Consider the following 16,674-nt stretch of genomic DNA (forward strand, 5'->3'; position numbering starts at 1 on the left):
TCGATTCATTCCCTGCCGGCCCCGCGCGGCATCGATGATGAGAATTTCCTTTGACCGCACCCCCGCTGCATCCAGCGGACTCCCAGCGGAGTCATGGTGTGTGGGCGCGCCCGCCGGTGGACCCAGTGTCACCCTCCCGTCACCCCACGACACCACCCGTACGCGCCCCCACGACCCCGGAGCCGAGGAACAACCCCATGGACGCACGCCACGACACGGCCGGCCCAGGCACGCTGCACCGCCCCCACCCGGGCCCCGCAGCCGGCTGGCCCGCGAGCCGGCCCGCGCACCCCCGCAGCCTGCTCGACGTCATCGCCGCCACCGCCGACGCCCACCCCCAGGCGCCCGCGCTCGACACCGGCGACACCGTCCTGGACTACCGCGCCCTGCTCCACGAGGTCGACACCCTCGCCGGCCAGCTCGCCGCCCACGGCATCGGCCGCGGCGACCGGGTCGGCGTGCGCATCCCCTCCGGCACCGCCGACCTCTACGTCGCCGTCCTCGCCGTCCTGCGCTGCGGCGCCGCCTACGTCCCCGTCGACGCCGACGACCCCGACGAACGCGCCGACATGATCTGGCAGGACGCCGCCGTCTGCGCCGTCATCGGCGCCGGACGCCACCTCCACGCCGGGCCCGCCGCCCACCCCGGCGGCCACCCCGCCTGGCCCGCCCCCGCCGACGACGCCTGGATCATCTTCACCTCCGGCACCACCGGCCGCCCCAAGGGCGTCGCCGTCACCCACCGCTCCGCCGCCGCCTTCGTCGACGCCGAAGCCCGCCTCTTCCTGCAGCACCAGCCCCTCGGCCCCGGCGACCGCGTCCTCGCCGGACTCTCCGTCGCCTTCGACGCCTCCTGCGAGGAGATGTGGCTGGCCTGGCGCCACGGCGCCTGCCTCGTCCCCGCCCCCCGCTCCCTCGTCAAAGCCGGCACCGACCTCGGCCCCTGGCTCGTGGAACGCCGCATCACCGCCGTCTCCACCGTCCCCACCCTGCTCGCCCTGTGGCCCCACGACAGCCTGGACGCCGTCCGCCTGATCATCGTCGGCGGCGAAGCCTGCCCCGCCGAACTCGTCGACCGCCTCGCCACCGGCACCCGCGAGTTCTGGAACACCTACGGCCCCACCGAGACCACCGTCGTCGCCACCGCCGCCCGCCTGCTGCCCGGCGAGCCCGTCCGCATCGGCGCCCCCCTCGACGGCTGGGAGATCGCCGTCGTCGACCAGGCCGGCCACCCCGTCCCCTGGTACGCCGGCGGCGAACTGCTCATCACCGGCGTCGGCACCGCCCGCTACCTCGACCCCGCCAAGGACGCCGAGAAGTTCAGCCCCCACCCCGCCCTCGCCTCCCCGCGCGTCTACCGCAGCGGCGACCTCGTGCGCAACGACCCCGAAGGCCTCGTCTTCCTCGGCCGCGCCGACGACCAGGTCAAACTCGGCGGCCGCCGCATCGAACTCGGCGAGATCGACGCCGCCCTGCAAGCCCTGCCCGACATCGCGGCCGCGGCCGCCGCCGTCCGCAAGACCCCCGCCGGCGCCGACCTCCTCGTCGGCTACCTCGTCGCCCGCCCCGGCACCACCCCCGACCTCGCCGCCGCCCGCCGCCACCTCCTCGCCCACCTGCCCGCCCCGCTCGTGCCCGTCCTCGCCCTCGTCGACTCCCTGCCCACCCGCACCTCCGGCAAGGTCGACCGAGGCGCCCTGCCCTGGCCCCTGGCCACCACCGCCGGCACCGCGGCCGGCACCGCCTCTGCTTCCGCGGGGCAGGCCGGGCACGCCGGGCACGCCCCCGACGGCACCGCCGGCCGCCTCGCCGCGCACTGGGAACGCCTGCTCGGCACCGCCCCCGGCCCCGACGACGACTTCTTCGCCCTCGGCGGCTCCAGCCTCACCGCCGCCCGCCTCGTCTCCGACCTGCGCACCCACCACAGCGGCGTCTCCGTCGCCGACCTCTACGCCCACCCCGTCCTCGGCGACCTCGCCGCCTACCTGGACACCCTCACCCCCGCCGCCCGGCCCGCCGCCACCCCCACCCCCGCCGCGGACCCCCGCCGCACCGTACGCCGCACCCCCCGCAGCGCCGCCGCCTGGCAGACCCTCCTGCTCCTCGGCATGTTCAGCCTCGCCGGACTGCGCTGGATCCTCGTCCTGATCGCCCTCGACAACCTCACCGGCAACCACCTCACCTGGGCCCCCCACAGCCCCTGGTGGCCCGTCGCCGCCGGCCTCGCCCTCCTCTACAGCGCCCCCGGCCGAACCCTCCTCGCCGCCACCGGCGCCCGCCTCCTCACCACCGGCATCCGCCCCGGCAGCCACCCCCGCGGCGGCCACGTCCACCTCCGGCTCTGGGCCGCCGAACGCTACACCGCCATGCTCGGCACCGCCGCCCTCGCCGGCACCCCCTGGGCCACCCGCTACGCCCGCGCCCTCGGCTGCCGCGTCGGCCCCGGCGTACGACTGCACACCCTGCCCCCCGTCACCGGCCTCGCCCGCCTCGGCGCCCACAGCTCCCTCGAACCCGAAGCCGACCTCGCCGGCTGGTGGCTCGACGGCGACACCCTCCACCTCGGCCGCATCGACATCGGCGAAGGCGCCCGCGTCGGCCACCGCGCCACCCTCATGCCCGGCGCCCGCATCGGCGCCCGCGCCGAGATCGCCCCCGGCTCCTGCGTCACCGGCACCGTCCCGCCCGGCGAACACTGGCACGGCTCCCCGGCCCGCCCCACCACCGAACCCCTCGCCGACTGGCCCGCCGCCCCCGCCCCCGCCCCCCGCGGCTGGAACCCCTGGAACCTCGCCTACGGCATCGGCTCCGCCGTCCTCGGCCTCGTCCCGATCATCTCCGCGCTGCCCGCCCTGCTCGTCGTCTACCCGATGATCGACACCGACCGCACCCTGGCCGCCGCCCTCCTCCAACTCCTGCCCGCCACCATCCCCCTCGCCGCCCTCACCCTCCTGTGCCACGCCGCCCTCATAGCGCTGCTCGTACGCCTCCTCTCCCGGCCGCTGCGCCCCGGCTTCCACCCCGCCGACGGCCACGTCGCCTTCTGCGCCTGGGCCGTCAGCCGCCTCAGCGACACCGCCCGGCACACCCTCTTCCCCCTCTACGCCAGCCTCTTCACCCCCGTGTGGCTGCGCCTGCTCGGTGCCCGCGTCGGGCGCCGCGTCGAAGCCTCCACCGTGCTCGCCCTGCCCGGCCTGATGCGCGTCGAGGACGGCGCCTTCCTCGCCGACGACACCCTCGTCGCCCCCTACGAACTGCGCGGCGGCTGGCTCCACCTCGGCCCCTCCCGGGTCGGACGCCGCTCCTTCGTCGGCAACTCCGGCATCGTCGGCCCCGGCCGCCACCTGCCCGACAACTCCCTCGTCGGCGTCCTGTCCGACACCCCCGCCCACGCCCCCGAAGGCACCTCCTGGCTCGGCCGCCCCGCCTTCGCCCTGCCCCGCGTCGCCGACACCGGCGGCGAGGCCCGCACCTACGACCCGCCCCGGCGCCTCATGTGGGCCCGCGCCGGCGTCGAGGTCTGCCGGCTGCTGCCCGTCATCCTCGCCGCCCTGCTCGGCGACCTCGTCCTCGCCGTCCTGCAGGAACTGCGCGACGACTACGGCCTGGTCACCGCCCTCGCCGGCGCCGGACTCGTCCTGGTCGCCGCCGCCGCCGTCGCCTGCGCCGTCACCACCGCCGCCAAATGGCTGCTCGTCGGACGCTTCCGCGTCGCCGAACACCCGCTGTGGTCCTCCTTCGTATGGCGCAACGAGCTCTACGACACCTTCGTCGAGGAACTCGCCATGCCCTTCGGCGGCTCCACCATCACCGGCACCCCCTACCTCAACGCCTGGCTGCGCAGCCTCGGCGCCCGCATCGGACGCGGCGTGTGGTGCGAGACCCACTGGCTGCCCGAGAGCGACCTGGTCACCGTCGAAGCCGGCGCCAGCGTCAACCGCGGCACCGTCCTGCAGACCCACCTCTTCCACGACCGCGTCATGCGCCTGGGCCCCGTCCACCTCGGCGCCGGCTCCACCACCGGCCCGCACTCCGTCGTCCTGCTCAACTCCTCCCTCGGCGCGAACACCACCGTCGGGCCCGCCTCCCTCGTCATGCGCGGCGAGAACGTCCCCGGCGCCACCCGCTGGCTCGGCAACCCCGTCGCCGCGTGGAACGCCGACCCCACCCCGCCCGCCGGCCGCCGACGCCGCCGGGCCCCCGCGGCGGCGTGACCCGGCGGTGTGACGCGGCGGTGTGACGCGGATCACCCCGGGCGGGCGATGAGTCGGCGGTGCGGTCACGGTCCTACCTCGTGACCGCACCGCTTCGGCTTTGCCCGCTCCGGCTCCGCCCGACCCAGAGGAACCACGCTCATGACCGCCACCCCCGTGAAGAAGCCCGCTGCTGCGAAGGGCAACCCGGCCTCCTACTTCCCGTCGATCGAGAAGAAGCACGGCCGCCCCATCGAGGAGTGGAAGGACCTCATCCGCACCTCGCCCCTCACCAAGCACATGGAACTCGTCGCCTGGCTCAAGGCCGACCACGGCCTCGGCCACGGCCACGCCAACGCCCTCGTCGCCCACACCCTCGCCGAACGCCCCGCCTGACCGCCGCCCGGCCGGTCGCCGGTCGCCGGTCGCCGTCCGACACGATCGCCCCGCCACCGTCCGGCGCACTGCCCGGCCGCCCGTCTGGCGCGCCACTGCCCAGCCGCCCAGCCGCCGTGCCTTCCCCTCCCTCCCTTCCCCCGACGCGCCGACCGGCCGCCGGGAACCCTGTGGGAGAGTGCGGGGCGATCTTGAATCCTGGGGGTGGATAGTTGCGTACGCGTCATTCCATGGCGGCCGGGCTCGTCCTGGCAGTCCTCGCAGTCTCGGCCTGCTCCGCAGACCCGAAGGCCCGGCCGGCGGCCGCCCCGGGCACCGTGACCGCCTCGGCTGCCGCAGCCTCCGGCGGGCTGCGCGCGGGCCTGCTGACCGCGGACCGGCTTCCCCCGGGCTTCCGGCTCGACACGGAGAAGGTCAACGCGACGACGACCGACCCCCCGCACACCCCCTCGCCGACCCCCATCGCCTCGATGCCGTGCTCCGAACTCGGCGTCGAATCCTTCATGACCAAGCACGCCCGGCCCGTGGAGGACGTGGCCGTGGGGGTGACCCGGTCGCCGGTGCGCGACGACGACATCGGCTGGTCCGGCCAGGAGGTGCTCGACCGCTACGCCCCCGGGCAGGCGGCCGAGGTCATGGCCGCCATCCGCGGCGTCGCCGGGCGCTGCACCTCCTACACCGACACGCTCCCGAGCGGTGAGCAGCTCCAGGTCACCGCGAGCGTCACGCCGGCCGACCCCCGGGCCGACGACAGCCTCCTGCTCCACATCACCTCGACCTTCCCCGGCGACGCGGCGCCGTGGGTCGACGAAACCGCTTTCATCCGGACGGGCGACGTGATCCTGGTGGTTCAGGAGATCGTCGAGAGCGCGCCGACGTCGGGCACGAGGGACGTCTTCGCGGCCGCCGTGACCACCTACCGCGCCACCGCCTCCGGCTGACGCCCGTACGGCGGCACGGCACGCATCGGGGCCCTCCAGGCGGAGGGCCCCGATGCGTGCCGGGAACCGACTCGGCACCGTCCGGGTGCCGGCAGCGCGGCCGCGGTCTGAGGGTTCAGACGAGGGCGGCGGCCAGCAGGGCGAAGGCGGCGATGATGACGGCGACGCGGACGTAGTGGTAGCGGTCCCAGCGGTTCATCTGCTCCTTCCAGTCCTCGGGCCGGTTCTCCGGGGTCCACGTCTTGCCCCGGTTGTTGATCGGGACGAGCAGCAGGATCGACATGATCACGCTGAGGATCAGCAGTGCGGCGGCGATGACGACGAGGCCGGCGCCGTGCTGGTGCCATCCGGCGACGGCCCAGACCGCGGCGAGGGCGAGCGAGCCGATGTACCAGAACGGCATCACGGCGCCGAGCATCCGGCCCCCGTGGGCGCGGCCGAGCTGGCCGCTGTCGTCGGGGAGTGCGTCGAGGATCCGGTTGATGACGAAGGCGACGGAGAACTCCACCCCCACCATCACTCCGACGACCACGGTGGTGACGACCTTGAGTGCGTCGAACATGATGACCCCTCCGGGATCTAGCGCTGCTAGGTGACGAGTCAACGCTAGTCCTACTGCCGCTCACTTGTCTAGCGGTGCTAGGATCGGGGCATGTCGGTACAGGAACGCAAGGAACGCGAACGGGCGGCCCGCGAGCGCCTCATCGTGGCGACGGCCCGCGAACTCGCCGAGAACCAGGGCTGGGACGCGGTCACCACCCGCCGGCTCGCCGAGCGCATCGAATACAGCCAGCCCGTCCTCTACAGCCACTTCCGCGGCAAGCGCGAGATCATCGGCGCCGTCGCCCTGGAGGGTGCCGCCGAGATGGCCGTGGCACTGCGGGCCGCGACCGCCGCCGCGGACGGCCCCCGCTCCCGGGTCACCGCCCTCGCCCGCACCTACCTCGACTTCGCCGAACGCAACCCGGCGGTCTACGACGCCATCTTCCGGCTCGACGGCGGCCTGGCCTTCGCGGTCGAGGACACCCCGGAGCCGCTGAAGGACGCCTTCGCCGCCCTGCTGGAAAGCCTCGGCGAGGTCGCCGGGGACGGCGTCCACCCGGCCTTGTTCACCGAGGTGTTCTGGGCCTCCCTGCACGGGCTGGCCACCCTGACCCGGGCGGGCCGCCTGCCCGCGGCGGAAGCCGACCGGAGAGTGGAACTGCTGGTGGACCGGCTCGCCGTGGTCTGACACACCACCCCGACGAAACCCCGGCCTCCACCCGAACGCTGCCGAAGCCGGCCAGGTCGACTTCCCGCTGTGGAGCGGGCGGATTCGCTTGAGCCGGTATCTGACGAACTATCAGATGATCAAGGAATCGGGGTAGATTGCTGTCGGTCGCCCCCGTGGCGGTGCGCCTCCCCTCCCGCAATCCTGGCCCGGGTCGTCCGGCCCGGGTGTCGTGCGGAGGTGAGAGGAGACCGGGATGGAAGGCGACGAGCCGGTCCGAACGCGGACGTCGGAGAAGGTCGGGCGGTGGCTGCGGCGCAATGCCGGGGTCATCGCGGCCCTGGCGGCGGTGGTCGGGACGGTGATCACGGCGGTGAAGTAGGGCCGGTGCCCTGCCGAGGCGCCGGGCGGGGCCCGAAGGGGTGCCGGGTTTCCGGTCCCGGGCCAGTCCCGTCCGAGGTGAAGGCCCCCGACCAGTCGCAGTGGTCGGGGGCCGTTCGCTCTCACGGTAGCGCACCGGGGCGCGTCGCGGAGGCGGGCCGGGCCGCCAAGTACCGTACGGGCCAAGGCGCGTGTGTCGCGCGGCCGCCCCCCGCGGGGTCGCGGACGCCGCGCCGGCGGGTGGACCCGGGGCCGGGACCGCCAGCGGCACGATCGGATGAAGGCGGCCCCGGCCCCGGGTACGGTTCCGTACGGGCGGGGCATCGACCGCGGTGCCCGCACGGCTGCGGTCGGGTGCCATTCGACAACTTCAACAGGACTTGAAGTCAAGCGGGGTCCTCGCGCAGCCCGCTTCCGGCCGCCCGTCCCCGCCGCCCCCGGCCCGCCCCCGCGCGGCGGCGCCACCCCGGCGCGGGGTAGCCTCGCTCACGGCGTGGGCCTGCGGACGGGCACGGACGAGGCGGGCACGAACGAGGCAGACAGGGGCGGTCGGATGGCGGAGCAGCAGCGCGGCTACTGGCGGGTGTCGGACGGTGTGGTGGTCGGCGCCACCCAGGCGCACATCGTGTGGACCAGAGCCGCCTACCCGGCCCTGGTGGAGGTGGCACACCGCTACCACGCGGTGATCACCTACGCGGAGCTGGCCGAGGCGGTCCAGGAGGCGTCCGGCGTGCGCACCCGGGTCAACCAGCGGCACTGGATCGGCAAGGTGCTGTCGCTGGTGATCCTGGAGGCGCACCGGCGCGGGGACCCGCCGCTGACCTCCCTGGTGGTGAATGCGGCGGACGGCAAGGTCGGCGCCGGCTACCAGGAGGTACTGGCGGTCGCCGGGCAGCCGCCGCTGGCCGACGAGATGGACCGCGAGCAGCACGCGGCCGCCGCCCGTCTGGCCTGCTACCGGCACTTCGGCGCGGACCTGCCCGCCGACGGCGGCACCCCCGCCCTGGCCCCGCGCCTGCGCGCCTCGGTGCAGCGCAAGGCCACCTCGTCCTCCGCCACCGCGACCAGCACCACCACCGCCGCCGCGGCCGCGCCGCGCCCGCCGGCGATCTGTCCGACCTGCTTCCTGGAGCTGCCGGCGACGCGGGTGTGCGACTCCTGCGGGGAGACCATCGCCCCGTGAGGCCGTGAGCGACGGGAGCGGCGTGAGCGGTGCGCCCGGCAGTCGGGGCCGGGGTGATCGGGTGTCGGCTGCCTCGGCGGACGTCGTCCCGTGACCGGCCCCGGTGTCGGGAGCCGGCTCCGCTGCCCGAGGGCGTCGCGACAGGGGACGCCGAGAACGGCGTGACGCTCCCGTACCGGCAAGGCAACGGCAGCGGCCTCGGACCTGCCGAGGAGGGCGGCCTCCAGCCGCTGGGACGGCTGCCGGGCGAACCGTTTCCCCTTGGAAGCTCCCCGGACGTCGGCGCGGTCCCGGTGCCCGGCGCGGCAGCACGGGCCCGAGCGGCCGTCACACGGCGGCGGCGGTCGGCGCCCGGCCGGGCAGTCGACCGGGCAGCCGGCCGGGCATCTGCCAGCCCTCGGCGAGGCGGGAGGGGGCCAGCCGCCGACCGTCGCCGAAGAACTCGCAGAACTTCATGATCAGCGGGTCCCAGCCGACCGGGTCGACGTAGTGGCCGCTGCCCGGCACGATCAGCCGCTCCTCGACGTGGGCGCGCACCACCTTCACCTCGAAGGCGGTGCACCGCTCGTTGCCCGCCAGCGGCGTCGCCGCCTCCAGCCGGCACTCCAGCTGCACCGGGCACTCGGCGGCGCGCGGCGCCCGGACCAGCTCGCCCGCCAGCTCCGTCATCCCGGCCGCCTCGAACTTGCGCCGCTCGTGGCGGTAGCCCTGCTCCCGCCGCATCTCGGAGATGTGCGGGTTGGCCGTCAGCAGCGCGAGGGCGTCCACGGCGTCGACCTGCGCCGAGGAGGGCAGGTTGAGCACGCACTCGCCCTCGCGCCGCAGGTTGGCGGAGGTCTGGGAGGCGTTGCCCAGGCCCAGCATGCAGGACTGCCCCAGCCACCACGCCGAGGAGATCGGCGCGAGGTTGGCGCTGCCGTCCTCGTTGCGCGAGCCGATCAGCACCACGGGGGTGCCGAAGTACAGAACCTTGAGGTCGATGACCTTGTGCACGGGATTGCCGTCCTCGGGATGGGGAACCGTTGTCGATCACCGACTCTGCCCCCGCCCGCACGGGGGCGCTGGCGGTGATCGGACATCCAGTTCCCGCAGGTCACACCGGCCCTGCCGGTCACACGGGTCCCGAGGACGGCCCTCCGCGGTGCGTCAGGCGACCGGCCCGCGGGCGGCCACCTGACGGGCCTGGCCGTCGTGCAGCCGGTAGGACAGGCCCACCACGGCCACCGAGCCCTCGGCGACCCTGGAGGCGAGCAGCTGGGAACGCTCCACCAGCAGGTCCACGGTCTGGCGGATGTGCTCGTCCACGATCGCGTCCCGGTCCTCGATGCCCGCAGCCTTGGCGGACAGCACGCTCGGGGTCACCCGCTCCACCACGTCCCGCACGAAGCCGCCCGGCAGCTGCCCCTGCTCCAGGGAGTCCAGCGCCGCCGCCACCGCACCGCAGGAGTCGTGCCCCAGCACGACCACCAGCGGGCACTCCAGCACGCTCACGCCGTACTCGATGCTGCCCAGCGCCTCCGCGCCGGTGACGTGCCCGGCGGTGCGCACCACGAACAGGTCGCCCAGGCCCTGGTCGAAGATGATCTCGGCGGCCAGGCGGGAGTCCGAGCAGCCGAACAGCACCGCGAAGGGCCGCTGCGCCGGGGCGAGCGCGGCGCGGCGCCCGGCGTCCTGGTTGGGGTGCTCGGGACTGCCCGCGACGAACCGGGCATTGCCCTCCAGCAGCACCCGCAGGGCCTCGCCGGGGTCGGATATCGGGTCGGACATCGGGTCGGACATCGGTGTGGGGATCATGCCAGCACCCTAGATCGCCGCAGGTGGGCCGTGCAGCCGGGGGTGACGGGTCTCACTGGGGCACGGCGCCCGCCGCCCGGTGCTGCGACACGCCGTCACCCGCCCTGCTGCGCCGGCGCCCGTGCCGTCCTAGGCTCGCCGGACGGAGCAACGGGGGCGAAGCGACCCGGGCCGGAACGGACAGGGGTGGGGCACATGTGGACGAAGCGCAACGGAGCGTCACGGACCGGAGCCGTACGGTCGGTGGCGGCCCGGCTGGACACCCTCGACCGCGCCCTGTTCGACCGGATCGCCGCCGCGCCGCTGCCCGGCACCCGCTCCTGGCCGCGCCTCCTGAGCCGGGCCGCCGACCACGGCCTGCTGTGGACGGGCACCGCCGCGCTCCTCGGCGCGGTCGGCGGACGCACCGGGCGGCGTGCCGCGCTGCGCGGCCTCGGCGCGCTCGCCCTCGCCTCCGCCACCGCCAACACCGTCGCCAAGCACGCCACCCGGCGCCCCCGCCCACTGCTGGACTCCGTCCCGCACGCGCGCCGGCTGCTGCGCCAGCCCGTCACCACCTCCTTCCCGTCCGGTCACTCCGCCTCCGCGGCCGCCTTCGCCGCCGGGGTGGCGATCGAGTCCCCGCTGCTGGGCGCAGCCGTCGCGCCGCTCGCCGCCGCGGTGGCGTTCTCCCGCGTCCACACCGGCGTGCACTACCCCGGCGACGTGCTGGCGGGCACGGCCCTGGGTGCGGCGGCGGCCGCCGCCACCCTGCACTGGTGGCCGCGCTCCTCCGCCGCGCCGGCGCCGGCCGCCCCCGCCCGACGCCCGGCCCCCGCCCTGCCGCGGGGACGGGGACTGTCGGTCGTGGTCAACGCGGGCTCCGGCAACGGCTCCCCGATCGCCCCCGGGCCCGAGGACACGGCCGAGACGCTGCGCACCCTGCTGCCCGAGGCGGACGTGCGGGTGTGCGGGCCCGGGGACGACCTGACCGAACTGCTGACCGGGGCCGCCGACCGTGCCGCCCGGGCCGGCGGCGCGCTCGGGGTGTGCGGCGGCGACGGCAGCGTCAACCTGGCCGCCGCCCTCGCCGTCGAACGCGCCGTGCCGCTGGCGGTCTTCCCCGGCGGCACCCTCAACCACTTCGCCCTCGACCTCGGCACCGCCACCCACCAGGACACCGCCGAGGCCGTCGAGGCCGGCAACGCCGTCGGCGTCGACCTCGCCCTGGCCACCGACGGCACCGGACAGCGAGTCTTCGTCAACACCTTCAGCCTCGGCATCTACCCCGAACTCGTCCACCAGCGCGAGAAGTTGGAGAAGCGCCTCGGCAAGTGGCCGGCCCTCGCCGTCGCCCTCGCCACCCTCCTGCCCACGGCCGAACCCGTCACCGTCCACGCCGACGGCCGCACCCACCGGCTGTGGCTGCTGTTCGCCGGCAACGGCGTCTACGAACCGGCCGGCGTCGCCCCCACCCGCCGCGCCGCCCTGGCCGACGGCCGGCTCGACGTCCGGGTCGTCGACGGCGCCGCGCCCCTCGCCCGCACCCGCCTGGTCGCCGCCCTCCTGACCGGCACCCTGCACCGCTCCCGGGTCTACCGCACCGCCCACCTGCGCGCCCTGCACCTGGACTCCCTCGGCGACGCCGACCGCATCGCCGTCGACGGCGAATCCGTCCCCGCCCGCGGAACCCTGCGACTGTCCAAGGCCCACGCCGCGCTCACCGTCTACCGGCCCCAGGGCCCCCAATCCGTTTCCTGAACCGCTCCGAACCACCGGGGAACCGTCCGCCCGCCCGCCTCGGCGCCCGCCCGCCCCGCCGCCCGCCCTTCCAGACGCACCGTACGAGGCCCCGATGAGCACCGCCGTCGTCCTGTTCACCCAGGACCTGCGCCTGCACGACAACCCCGCCCTGCACGCCGCCCGCACCGGCGCCGACCGGGTCCTGCCGCTGTTCGTCCTCGACCCCGCCGTCGACAAGGCCGACTTCGCCCCGCCCAACCGGCGCACCTTCCTCGCCGACTGCCTCGCCGACCTCGACCGGGCCCTGCGCGCGGCCGGCTCCCGCCTGGTCCTGCGCCACGGCGACCCCGCCGAACAGACCGCCCGCGTCGCCGCCGAATGCGACGCCACCGCCGTCCACACCGCCGCCGGCGTCTCCGCCTTCGCCACCCGCCGCGAAGCCGCCCTGCGCCGGGCCCTGGGAGAGCGGCTGCACCTCCACGACGGCCTCACCGTCGTCCCCGCCGGCACCCTCACCCCCGCCGGACGCGACCACTACGCTGTCTTCACCCCCTACCTGCGCGCCTGGCAGCAGGCCCCGCACCGCCCCGTCCTGCCCGCCCCGCGCACCCTCGCCACCCCCGACCACCCGCACGGCGACCCGCTGCCCACCGCCCCCGCCGCCACCTCCCCGGGCCTGCCGCCCGGCGGCGAACGCGCCGCCCGACGCCGGCTGCGCGCCTGGAACCCGGCCGACTACGACCACCTGCACGACGACCTCGCCGCCGACGCCACCTCCCGCCTCTCGCCCTACCTGCACTTCGGCTGCCTGTCCGCCACCGAACTCGCCCGGCACGCCGCCGCACACGGCGGACCCGGCGCCGACGCCCTGGTCCGCCAACTCGCCTGGCGCGACTTCCACCACCAGGTCCTGGCCGCCCGCCCCGACGCCGCCCACACCGACTACCGCCCCCGCGACACCCGCTGGCACCACGACGAACAGGAACTGCAGGCCTGGCGCGAAGGCCGCACCGGCTACCCGATCGTCGACGCGGGCATGCGCCAACTCGCCCACGAAGGCTGGATGCACAACCGCGCCCGCCTGATCACCGCCTCCTTCCTCACCAAGACCCTGCGCCACGACTGGCGCCCCGGCGCCGCCCACTTCCTCCACCTCCTCGTCGACGGCGACCTCGCCAACAACCAGCTCAACTGGCAGTGGATCGCCGGCACCGGCAACGACACCCGCCCCAACCGCGTCCTCAACCCCCTGCGCCAGGCCGAGCGCTACGACCCCGACGGCACCTACGTACGCCGCTGGCTGCCCGAACTCGCCCACCTCCCCGGCCGGGCCGTCCACCAGCCCTGGACCTGGGACGGGCCGCTCGACTACCCCGACCCCCTGGTGCCCCCGGACGCCCTGACGGCCCGCATGCGGGGGACGGGGTGACGGCTGCCCGGCCGTGCCGCGCGGCGGCCCCGGAAGCGGTGCCCGCCCGACTCCGGCCGACCGGGCCCTCCCCTGTGGGGTCCGGTCGGCCGGGCGGGCTCAGGCGGTGTAGCCGCCGTCGACGGCGAGGGCGGTGCCGGTGACGTAGCGCCCGCCGGGGCCGGCCAGGAAGGCGACGGCGGCGGCGACGTCCTCGGCCCGGCCGTAGTGGCCCAGGGCGGTGAGGGAGCGCTGGAAGTCGGCGCTGTCGCCGTCGGCCGGGTTCATGCCGGTGTCGATCGGGCCCGGTCCACGACGGTCGCGGTGATGCCGCGCGGGCCGAGCTCGCGCGCCAGGGCCCTGGTCATCCCGGTCAGGGCGGTCTTGGCCGTGGCCTGCAGGACGAAGTCCGCGCCCGGCACCCGCCCGTTGAAGCACGAACCGATGCTGATGATCCGCCCGCCCCCGCTCATGTGCCGGGCGGCGGCCTGGGCGGCCAGGAACACCGAACGGACGTCCACCGCCGGCACCCGGTCCAGGTCCTCGGCCGTGACCTCCTCCAGCGGCCCGTAGGCGAGGAAGCCCGCGTTGTTCACCAGGATGTCCAGGCCGCCGAGCTGCGCCACCGTCTGCTCCACCGCCCGCGCCGCCGCGTCCGGCCGGGTCAGCTCCGCCCGGACGACCACGGCCCGCCCGCCGTCCGCCCCGATCCGCCCCGATCCGCCCAGATCCGCTCCGCTCCGCGACGGTGCGGGCCTCCTGCTGCGCCCGCACGTACGTCAGCGCCACCGCCGCGCCCCGCTCCGCCAGCCGCCTGGCGATCGCCGCGCCGATCCGCGGCTGCCGCCGGTCACCAGCGCCACCTTGCCGGTCAGCTCGCCCATGGTCTCCTCCTCCGTCGCCGGTGTGTTCGTCACACCGGGACGGTAGGAGCTGACACGGGTGTCAGATTCAAGCCGCTATGCCGCCGGGCTGCTCCACCGGCAGGCCACGCCGCTACGCCGTGGCCGCACCGCGCAGGGCCAGGACCGTGACGTCGTCACGGCTGCGCCCGCCGCTCCAGCGCCGGGCCCGCAGGTCGAGGGCCCCGGGCAGGGCCTCGGCCGGGGTGGCGGCGAGATCGGCCAGGCCCTGCTCGACCGGGTAGAACGTGCCGGAGGCGTCCTGCGCCTCGGTGATGCCGTCGGTGAGCAGCACCAGCACCCCGTCGGCGGGCACCACGACCCGCCGGACCGTACGCGGCTGCGCCCCGCCGGTCAGCTCCGCGAGCGAGGCCAGGCCCAGCGGGATCCCGGTCGGCAGCGCGACGGGCTCCACCCGGCCGTCGGCACGCAGCAGGTAGGGGGCGAGGTGGCCGCAGTTGACGGCCTGCAGCTCGGTGCAGGCTTCCTCACCCGTGCTGGCACCCATGCCGCCGCCGTCCGCCGCGCCGTCCGGGCCCGCGCCGCCGTCCGGGCCCGCGCCGCCGTCCGGGGCCGTGCCGCCGTCCGGGGCCGTGCCCAGGACGGTCGCGGTGACGAAACGTTCCTGCTCCCCGCTCTGCACCACGTACGCGTTGTGCCGCTCCACCGCCGCCTCCAGGGCGTCGGCGACCGCGGTCAGCTCCGTCTCGCGGAAGGCCGCCTCCCGGAAGGCGCTCAGCACCGCGAAGCCCGTACCGATCGCGGGCAGGCCCTTGCCCTGCACGTCGCCCACCAGCACCCGGGTGCCGTGCGGGGTCTCGGCGATGTCGTACAGGTCGCCGCCCACCATGGCGTCCTCCTCCACCGGCCGGTACAGCCCGTCCAGGCGCACGTCCGCCGTGGTCACCGGCAGCGGACGCAGCAACTGGCGCTGCAGCGCCACCGCGCTCTGGCGCATCCGCGACAGCTCCCGCTCGCGCCGCACCCGCCGCGCGCACAGCCCGATCACGGCGGCCTCCGCGCCGACCACCGCCACCAGGGTGCCCACCCGCGCCTCCAGGTCCGGCGGCGGGAACAGCACCGTGCTCACCCCCACCACCGCGGCCACCCACACCGAGACGGCCACCGTCTGCGCCACCGTGCCCCGGCCCGCCAGGAACGCGGGCAGGAACACCAGCAGCAGCACCAGCCGGGCGCTGCTGCCGCTGGCCGCCTGCCCGAGCAGCACGACGGCGGTGGCGGCCAGCACGCCCAGCACCACCGCCCGGTTGCCGGGCGCGCGCGGGGCGGTTCCGTCGCTCTCCACCCCGCCACCCTCTCCGTCGTCCGTCTCGCCCGGCCGTCCCCCCAGGGTGGGCGGCACGGCGGCGCGGGCGCCAACGGGCCGCGCCGGACGGGGGAAGCCGGCGGAACCCGCAGCCGGACCGGGGAAAGCCGGGGGAAAGCCGGGGAAAGCCGGGGGAGTGTCGGCGGCGGTGGGTACGGTGGCTGGTGTGTCCACCCCCGAACCCCGCGAGCCCGGTACGAGCCGCGCGCCCGCCGCCGGCCGCGCCACCCGCGTACCCCTGGCCGACCTCGTCCGGCTGCGCCAGGCCCGCGACCGGATGGACCGCGACTACGACCAGCCCCTCGACGTGCCCGCGCTCGCCCGCACCGCGCTGATGTCCTCCGGCCACTTCTCGCGCAGCTTCCGCACCGCCTACGGCGAGACCCCGTACAGCTACCTCATGACCCGCCGGATCGAACGGGCCAAGGCACTGCTGCGGCGCGGGGACCTGAGCGTCACCGAGGTGTGCATGGCGGTCGGCTGTACCTCGCTGGGCTCCTTCAGCACCCGCTTCACCGAACTCGTCGGCGAGAGCCCCAGCGCCTACCGCGCCCGCGACCACGGCGACGGCGCCGCGATCCCCGCCTGCGTCGCCAAGATCCGCACCCGACCGGTCCGGCGTACGGGGACCAAGGACGGGCCCTCTCCCGTAGCGTGACGCCATGAGCATCGAACTCGCCCAGTGCTTCATCGCCGTCGACGACCACGACCGGGCCCTCGCCTTCTACCGCGACGTCCTCGGCTTCGAGGTCCGCAACGACGTCGGCTTCGAGGGCATGCGCTGGGTCACCGTCGGCTCGCCCGACCAGCCCGGCGTCGAGATCGTCCTGGAACCCCCGCTGGCCGACCCGCACGCCTCCGAGGACGACCGCCAGGCCGCCGCCGAACTCCTCGCCAAGGGCCTGCTGCGCGGCGTCATCTTCCGCACCGACGACTGCGACGCCACCTTCGAACGCATCCGCGCCGCCGGCGCCGAAGTCCTCCAGGAACCCATGGACCAGCCCTACGGCGTCCGCGACTGCGCCTTCCGCGACCCCTCGGGCAACATGCTCCGCTTCAACCAGCCGCGCACGAAGTAACCCGGCGCGCCCCAGCCTTCCGCCGGCGCCCACCCCCCTGCCCGCGGGAGTGTCATGAATCAGGTGGACACCCTGATCAAGGGAGACGCTGATGAGCTCGCTGACGGATCACCAGATCGGGTCGGTTCCTGACGGGTC

17 protein-coding genes are annotated in these 16,674 nt (G+C 75.6%); 10 read left to right on the top strand and 7 right to left on the bottom strand.

Annotated features, from left to right (window positions below; translation table 11 throughout):
* Window positions 1–197 precede the first annotated feature (197 nt).
* The 3 genes from ACIGG8_RS38015 (at window position 198) to ACIGG8_RS38025 (ending at window position 5,530) form a co-directional block, all read left to right on the top strand.
* Window positions 198–4,214 (top strand): Pls/PosA family non-ribosomal peptide synthetase, encoded by a 4,017-nt coding sequence (locus tag ACIGG8_RS38015; RefSeq protein WP_396553174.1) that lies wholly within the window; start codon window positions 198–200, stop codon window positions 4,212–4,214.
* Window positions 4,215–4,355: 141 nt separating this feature from the next.
* Entirely contained in the window at window positions 4,356–4,589 is a 234-nt protein-coding gene (locus ACIGG8_RS38020; RefSeq protein WP_396553175.1) for a DUF4287 domain-containing protein, read from the top strand.
* A gap of 230 nt (window positions 4,590–4,819) precedes the next feature.
* Window positions 4,820–5,530: a hypothetical protein gene (locus tag ACIGG8_RS38025; RefSeq protein ID WP_396553176.1), complete on the top strand. Its 711-nt coding sequence runs from the start codon at window positions 4,820–4,822 to the stop codon at window positions 5,528–5,530.
* Between the two features lie 115 nt (window positions 5,531–5,645).
* On the opposite strand, the gene ACIGG8_RS38030 is transcribed toward ACIGG8_RS38025, so the two are convergent.
* On the bottom strand, window positions 5,646–6,092 hold the full coding sequence (locus ACIGG8_RS38030; RefSeq protein WP_396553177.1) for an anthrone oxygenase family protein: 447 nt from the start codon (window positions 6,090–6,092) through the stop codon (window positions 5,646–5,648).
* Window positions 6,093–6,182: 90 nt separating this feature from the next.
* Here ACIGG8_RS38030 and ACIGG8_RS38035 point away from each other — a divergent pair, with 90 nt between their 5' ends.
* The 3 genes from ACIGG8_RS38035 to ACIGG8_RS38045 all read left to right on the top strand — a co-directional run bounded on the left by ACIGG8_RS38035 (window position 6,183) and on the right by ACIGG8_RS38045 (window position 8,304).
* Window positions 6,183–6,761, top strand: a complete 579-nt coding sequence (locus tag ACIGG8_RS38035; protein ID WP_350519449.1) for a TetR/AcrR family transcriptional regulator — start codon at window positions 6,183–6,185, stop codon at window positions 6,759–6,761.
* Between the two features lie 235 nt (window positions 6,762–6,996).
* Window positions 6,997–7,122 (top strand): hypothetical protein, encoded by a 126-nt coding sequence (locus ACIGG8_RS38040; protein ID WP_350633840.1) that lies wholly within the window; start codon window positions 6,997–6,999, stop codon window positions 7,120–7,122.
* Window positions 7,123–7,674: 552 nt separating this feature from the next.
* Window positions 7,675–8,304 carry a hypothetical protein gene (locus ACIGG8_RS38045; RefSeq protein ID WP_396553178.1) on the top strand — a complete coding sequence of 210 codons (630 nt, stop codon included), beginning with the start codon at window positions 7,675–7,677 and terminating at the stop codon, window positions 8,302–8,304.
* 327 nt (window positions 8,305–8,631) lie between these two features.
* Here the strand turns inward: ACIGG8_RS38045 and ACIGG8_RS38050 are convergent, their stop codons facing one another.
* The gene (locus ACIGG8_RS38050) at window positions 8,632–9,297 is read right to left on the bottom strand and encodes a flavin reductase family protein (protein ID WP_396553179.1); all 666 of its coding nucleotides are present in this window, start codon (window positions 9,295–9,297) and stop codon (window positions 8,632–8,634) included.
* Window positions 9,298–9,450: 153 nt separating this feature from the next.
* Window positions 9,451–10,071, bottom strand: a complete 621-nt coding sequence (locus ACIGG8_RS38055; protein WP_396553187.1) for a carbonic anhydrase — start codon at window positions 10,069–10,071, stop codon at window positions 9,451–9,453.
* Window positions 10,072–10,293: 222 nt separating this feature from the next.
* On the opposite strand from ACIGG8_RS38055, the gene ACIGG8_RS38060 reads away from it, so the two are divergent.
* Both ACIGG8_RS38060 and ACIGG8_RS38065 read left to right on the top strand, forming a co-directional pair.
* Window positions 10,294–11,838 carry a bifunctional phosphatase PAP2/diacylglycerol kinase family protein gene (locus ACIGG8_RS38060; RefSeq protein ID WP_396553180.1) on the top strand — a complete coding sequence of 515 codons (1,545 nt, stop codon included), beginning with the start codon at window positions 10,294–10,296 and terminating at the stop codon, window positions 11,836–11,838.
* A gap of 94 nt (window positions 11,839–11,932) precedes the next feature.
* Window positions 11,933–13,249 (top strand): cryptochrome/photolyase family protein, encoded by a 1,317-nt coding sequence (locus ACIGG8_RS38065; RefSeq protein ID WP_396553181.1) that lies wholly within the window; start codon window positions 11,933–11,935, stop codon window positions 13,247–13,249.
* Between the two features lie 99 nt (window positions 13,250–13,348).
* Here the strand turns inward: ACIGG8_RS38065 and ACIGG8_RS38070 are convergent, their stop codons facing one another.
* The 4 genes from ACIGG8_RS38070 to ACIGG8_RS38085 all read right to left on the bottom strand — a co-directional run bounded on the left by ACIGG8_RS38070 (window position 13,349) and on the right by ACIGG8_RS38085 (window position 15,436).
* Complete coding sequence (locus ACIGG8_RS38070) at window positions 13,349–13,516, bottom strand: SDR family oxidoreductase (RefSeq protein WP_396553182.1); 168 nt, start codon at window positions 13,514–13,516, stop codon at window positions 13,349–13,351.
* Window positions 13,513–13,914 (bottom strand): SDR family NAD(P)-dependent oxidoreductase, encoded by a 402-nt coding sequence (locus ACIGG8_RS38075; protein WP_396553183.1) that lies wholly within the window; start codon window positions 13,912–13,914, stop codon window positions 13,513–13,515. The genes ACIGG8_RS38070 and ACIGG8_RS38075 overlap by 4 nt, the downstream gene beginning before the upstream one ends.
* Window positions 13,915–14,007: 93 nt before the next feature.
* Window positions 14,008–14,145, bottom strand: a complete 138-nt coding sequence (locus tag ACIGG8_RS38080) for a hypothetical protein (RefSeq protein WP_396553184.1) — start codon at window positions 14,143–14,145, stop codon at window positions 14,008–14,010.
* Between the two features lie 79 nt (window positions 14,146–14,224).
* Window positions 14,225–15,436 carry a PP2C family protein-serine/threonine phosphatase gene (locus ACIGG8_RS38085; protein WP_396553185.1) on the bottom strand — a complete coding sequence of 404 codons (1,212 nt, stop codon included), beginning with the start codon at window positions 15,434–15,436 and terminating at the stop codon, window positions 14,225–14,227.
* A gap of 298 nt (window positions 15,437–15,734) precedes the next feature.
* Here ACIGG8_RS38085 and ACIGG8_RS38090 point away from each other — a divergent pair, with 298 nt between their 5' ends.
* Both ACIGG8_RS38090 and ACIGG8_RS38095 read left to right on the top strand, forming a co-directional pair.
* Window positions 15,735–16,115 carry a helix-turn-helix transcriptional regulator gene (locus ACIGG8_RS38090; RefSeq protein WP_350519604.1) on the top strand — a complete coding sequence of 127 codons (381 nt, stop codon included), beginning with the start codon at window positions 15,735–15,737 and terminating at the stop codon, window positions 16,113–16,115.
* Window positions 16,116–16,119: 4 nt separating this feature from the next.
* On the top strand, window positions 16,120–16,536 hold the full coding sequence (locus ACIGG8_RS38095) for a VOC family protein (protein WP_350633829.1): 417 nt from the start codon (window positions 16,120–16,122) through the stop codon (window positions 16,534–16,536).
* The last annotated feature ends 138 nt before the right edge of the window (window positions 16,537–16,674 follow it).

It is taken from the genome of Kitasatospora sp. NPDC085464 (assembly GCF_044541955.1).
GTDB lineage: Bacteria > Actinomycetota > Actinomycetes > Streptomycetales > Streptomycetaceae > Kitasatospora.

What these genes read in the sequence shown, in the direction of transcription:
- ACIGG8_RS38015 (WP_396553174.1), top strand. Translation starts at nt 198, where the DNA reads ATGGACGCACGCCACGACACGGCCGGCCCAGGCACGCTGCACCGCCCC.
- ACIGG8_RS38020 (WP_396553175.1), top strand. Translation starts at nt 4,356, where the DNA reads ATGACCGCCACCCCCGTGAAGAAGCCCGCTGCTGCGAAGGGCAACCCG.
- ACIGG8_RS38025 (WP_396553176.1), top strand. Translation starts at nt 4,820, where the DNA reads ATGGCGGCCGGGCTCGTCCTGGCAGTCCTCGCAGTCTCGGCCTGCTCC.
- ACIGG8_RS38030 (WP_396553177.1), bottom strand. Translation starts at nt 6,092, where the DNA reads ATGTTCGACGCACTCAAGGTCGTCACCACCGTGGTCGTCGGAGTGATG.
- ACIGG8_RS38035 (WP_350519449.1), top strand. Translation starts at nt 6,183, where the DNA reads ATGTCGGTACAGGAACGCAAGGAACGCGAACGGGCGGCCCGCGAGCGC.
- ACIGG8_RS38040 (WP_350633840.1), top strand. Translation starts at nt 6,997, where the DNA reads ATGGAAGGCGACGAGCCGGTCCGAACGCGGACGTCGGAGAAGGTCGGG.
- ACIGG8_RS38045 (WP_396553178.1), top strand. Translation starts at nt 7,675, where the DNA reads ATGGCGGAGCAGCAGCGCGGCTACTGGCGGGTGTCGGACGGTGTGGTG.
- ACIGG8_RS38055 (WP_396553187.1), bottom strand. Translation starts at nt 10,071, where the DNA reads ATGTCCGACCCGATATCCGACCCCGGCGAGGCCCTGCGGGTGCTGCTG.
- ACIGG8_RS38060 (WP_396553180.1), top strand. Translation starts at nt 10,294, where the DNA reads ATGTGGACGAAGCGCAACGGAGCGTCACGGACCGGAGCCGTACGGTCG.
- ACIGG8_RS38065 (WP_396553181.1), top strand. Translation starts at nt 11,933, where the DNA reads ATGAGCACCGCCGTCGTCCTGTTCACCCAGGACCTGCGCCTGCACGAC.
- ACIGG8_RS38070 (WP_396553182.1), bottom strand. Translation starts at nt 13,516, where the DNA reads ATGAACCCGGCCGACGGCGACAGCGCCGACTTCCAGCGCTCCCTCACC.
- ACIGG8_RS38090 (WP_350519604.1), top strand. Translation starts at nt 15,735, where the DNA reads ATGGACCGCGACTACGACCAGCCCCTCGACGTGCCCGCGCTCGCCCGC.
- ACIGG8_RS38095 (WP_350633829.1), top strand. Translation starts at nt 16,120, where the DNA reads ATGAGCATCGAACTCGCCCAGTGCTTCATCGCCGTCGACGACCACGAC.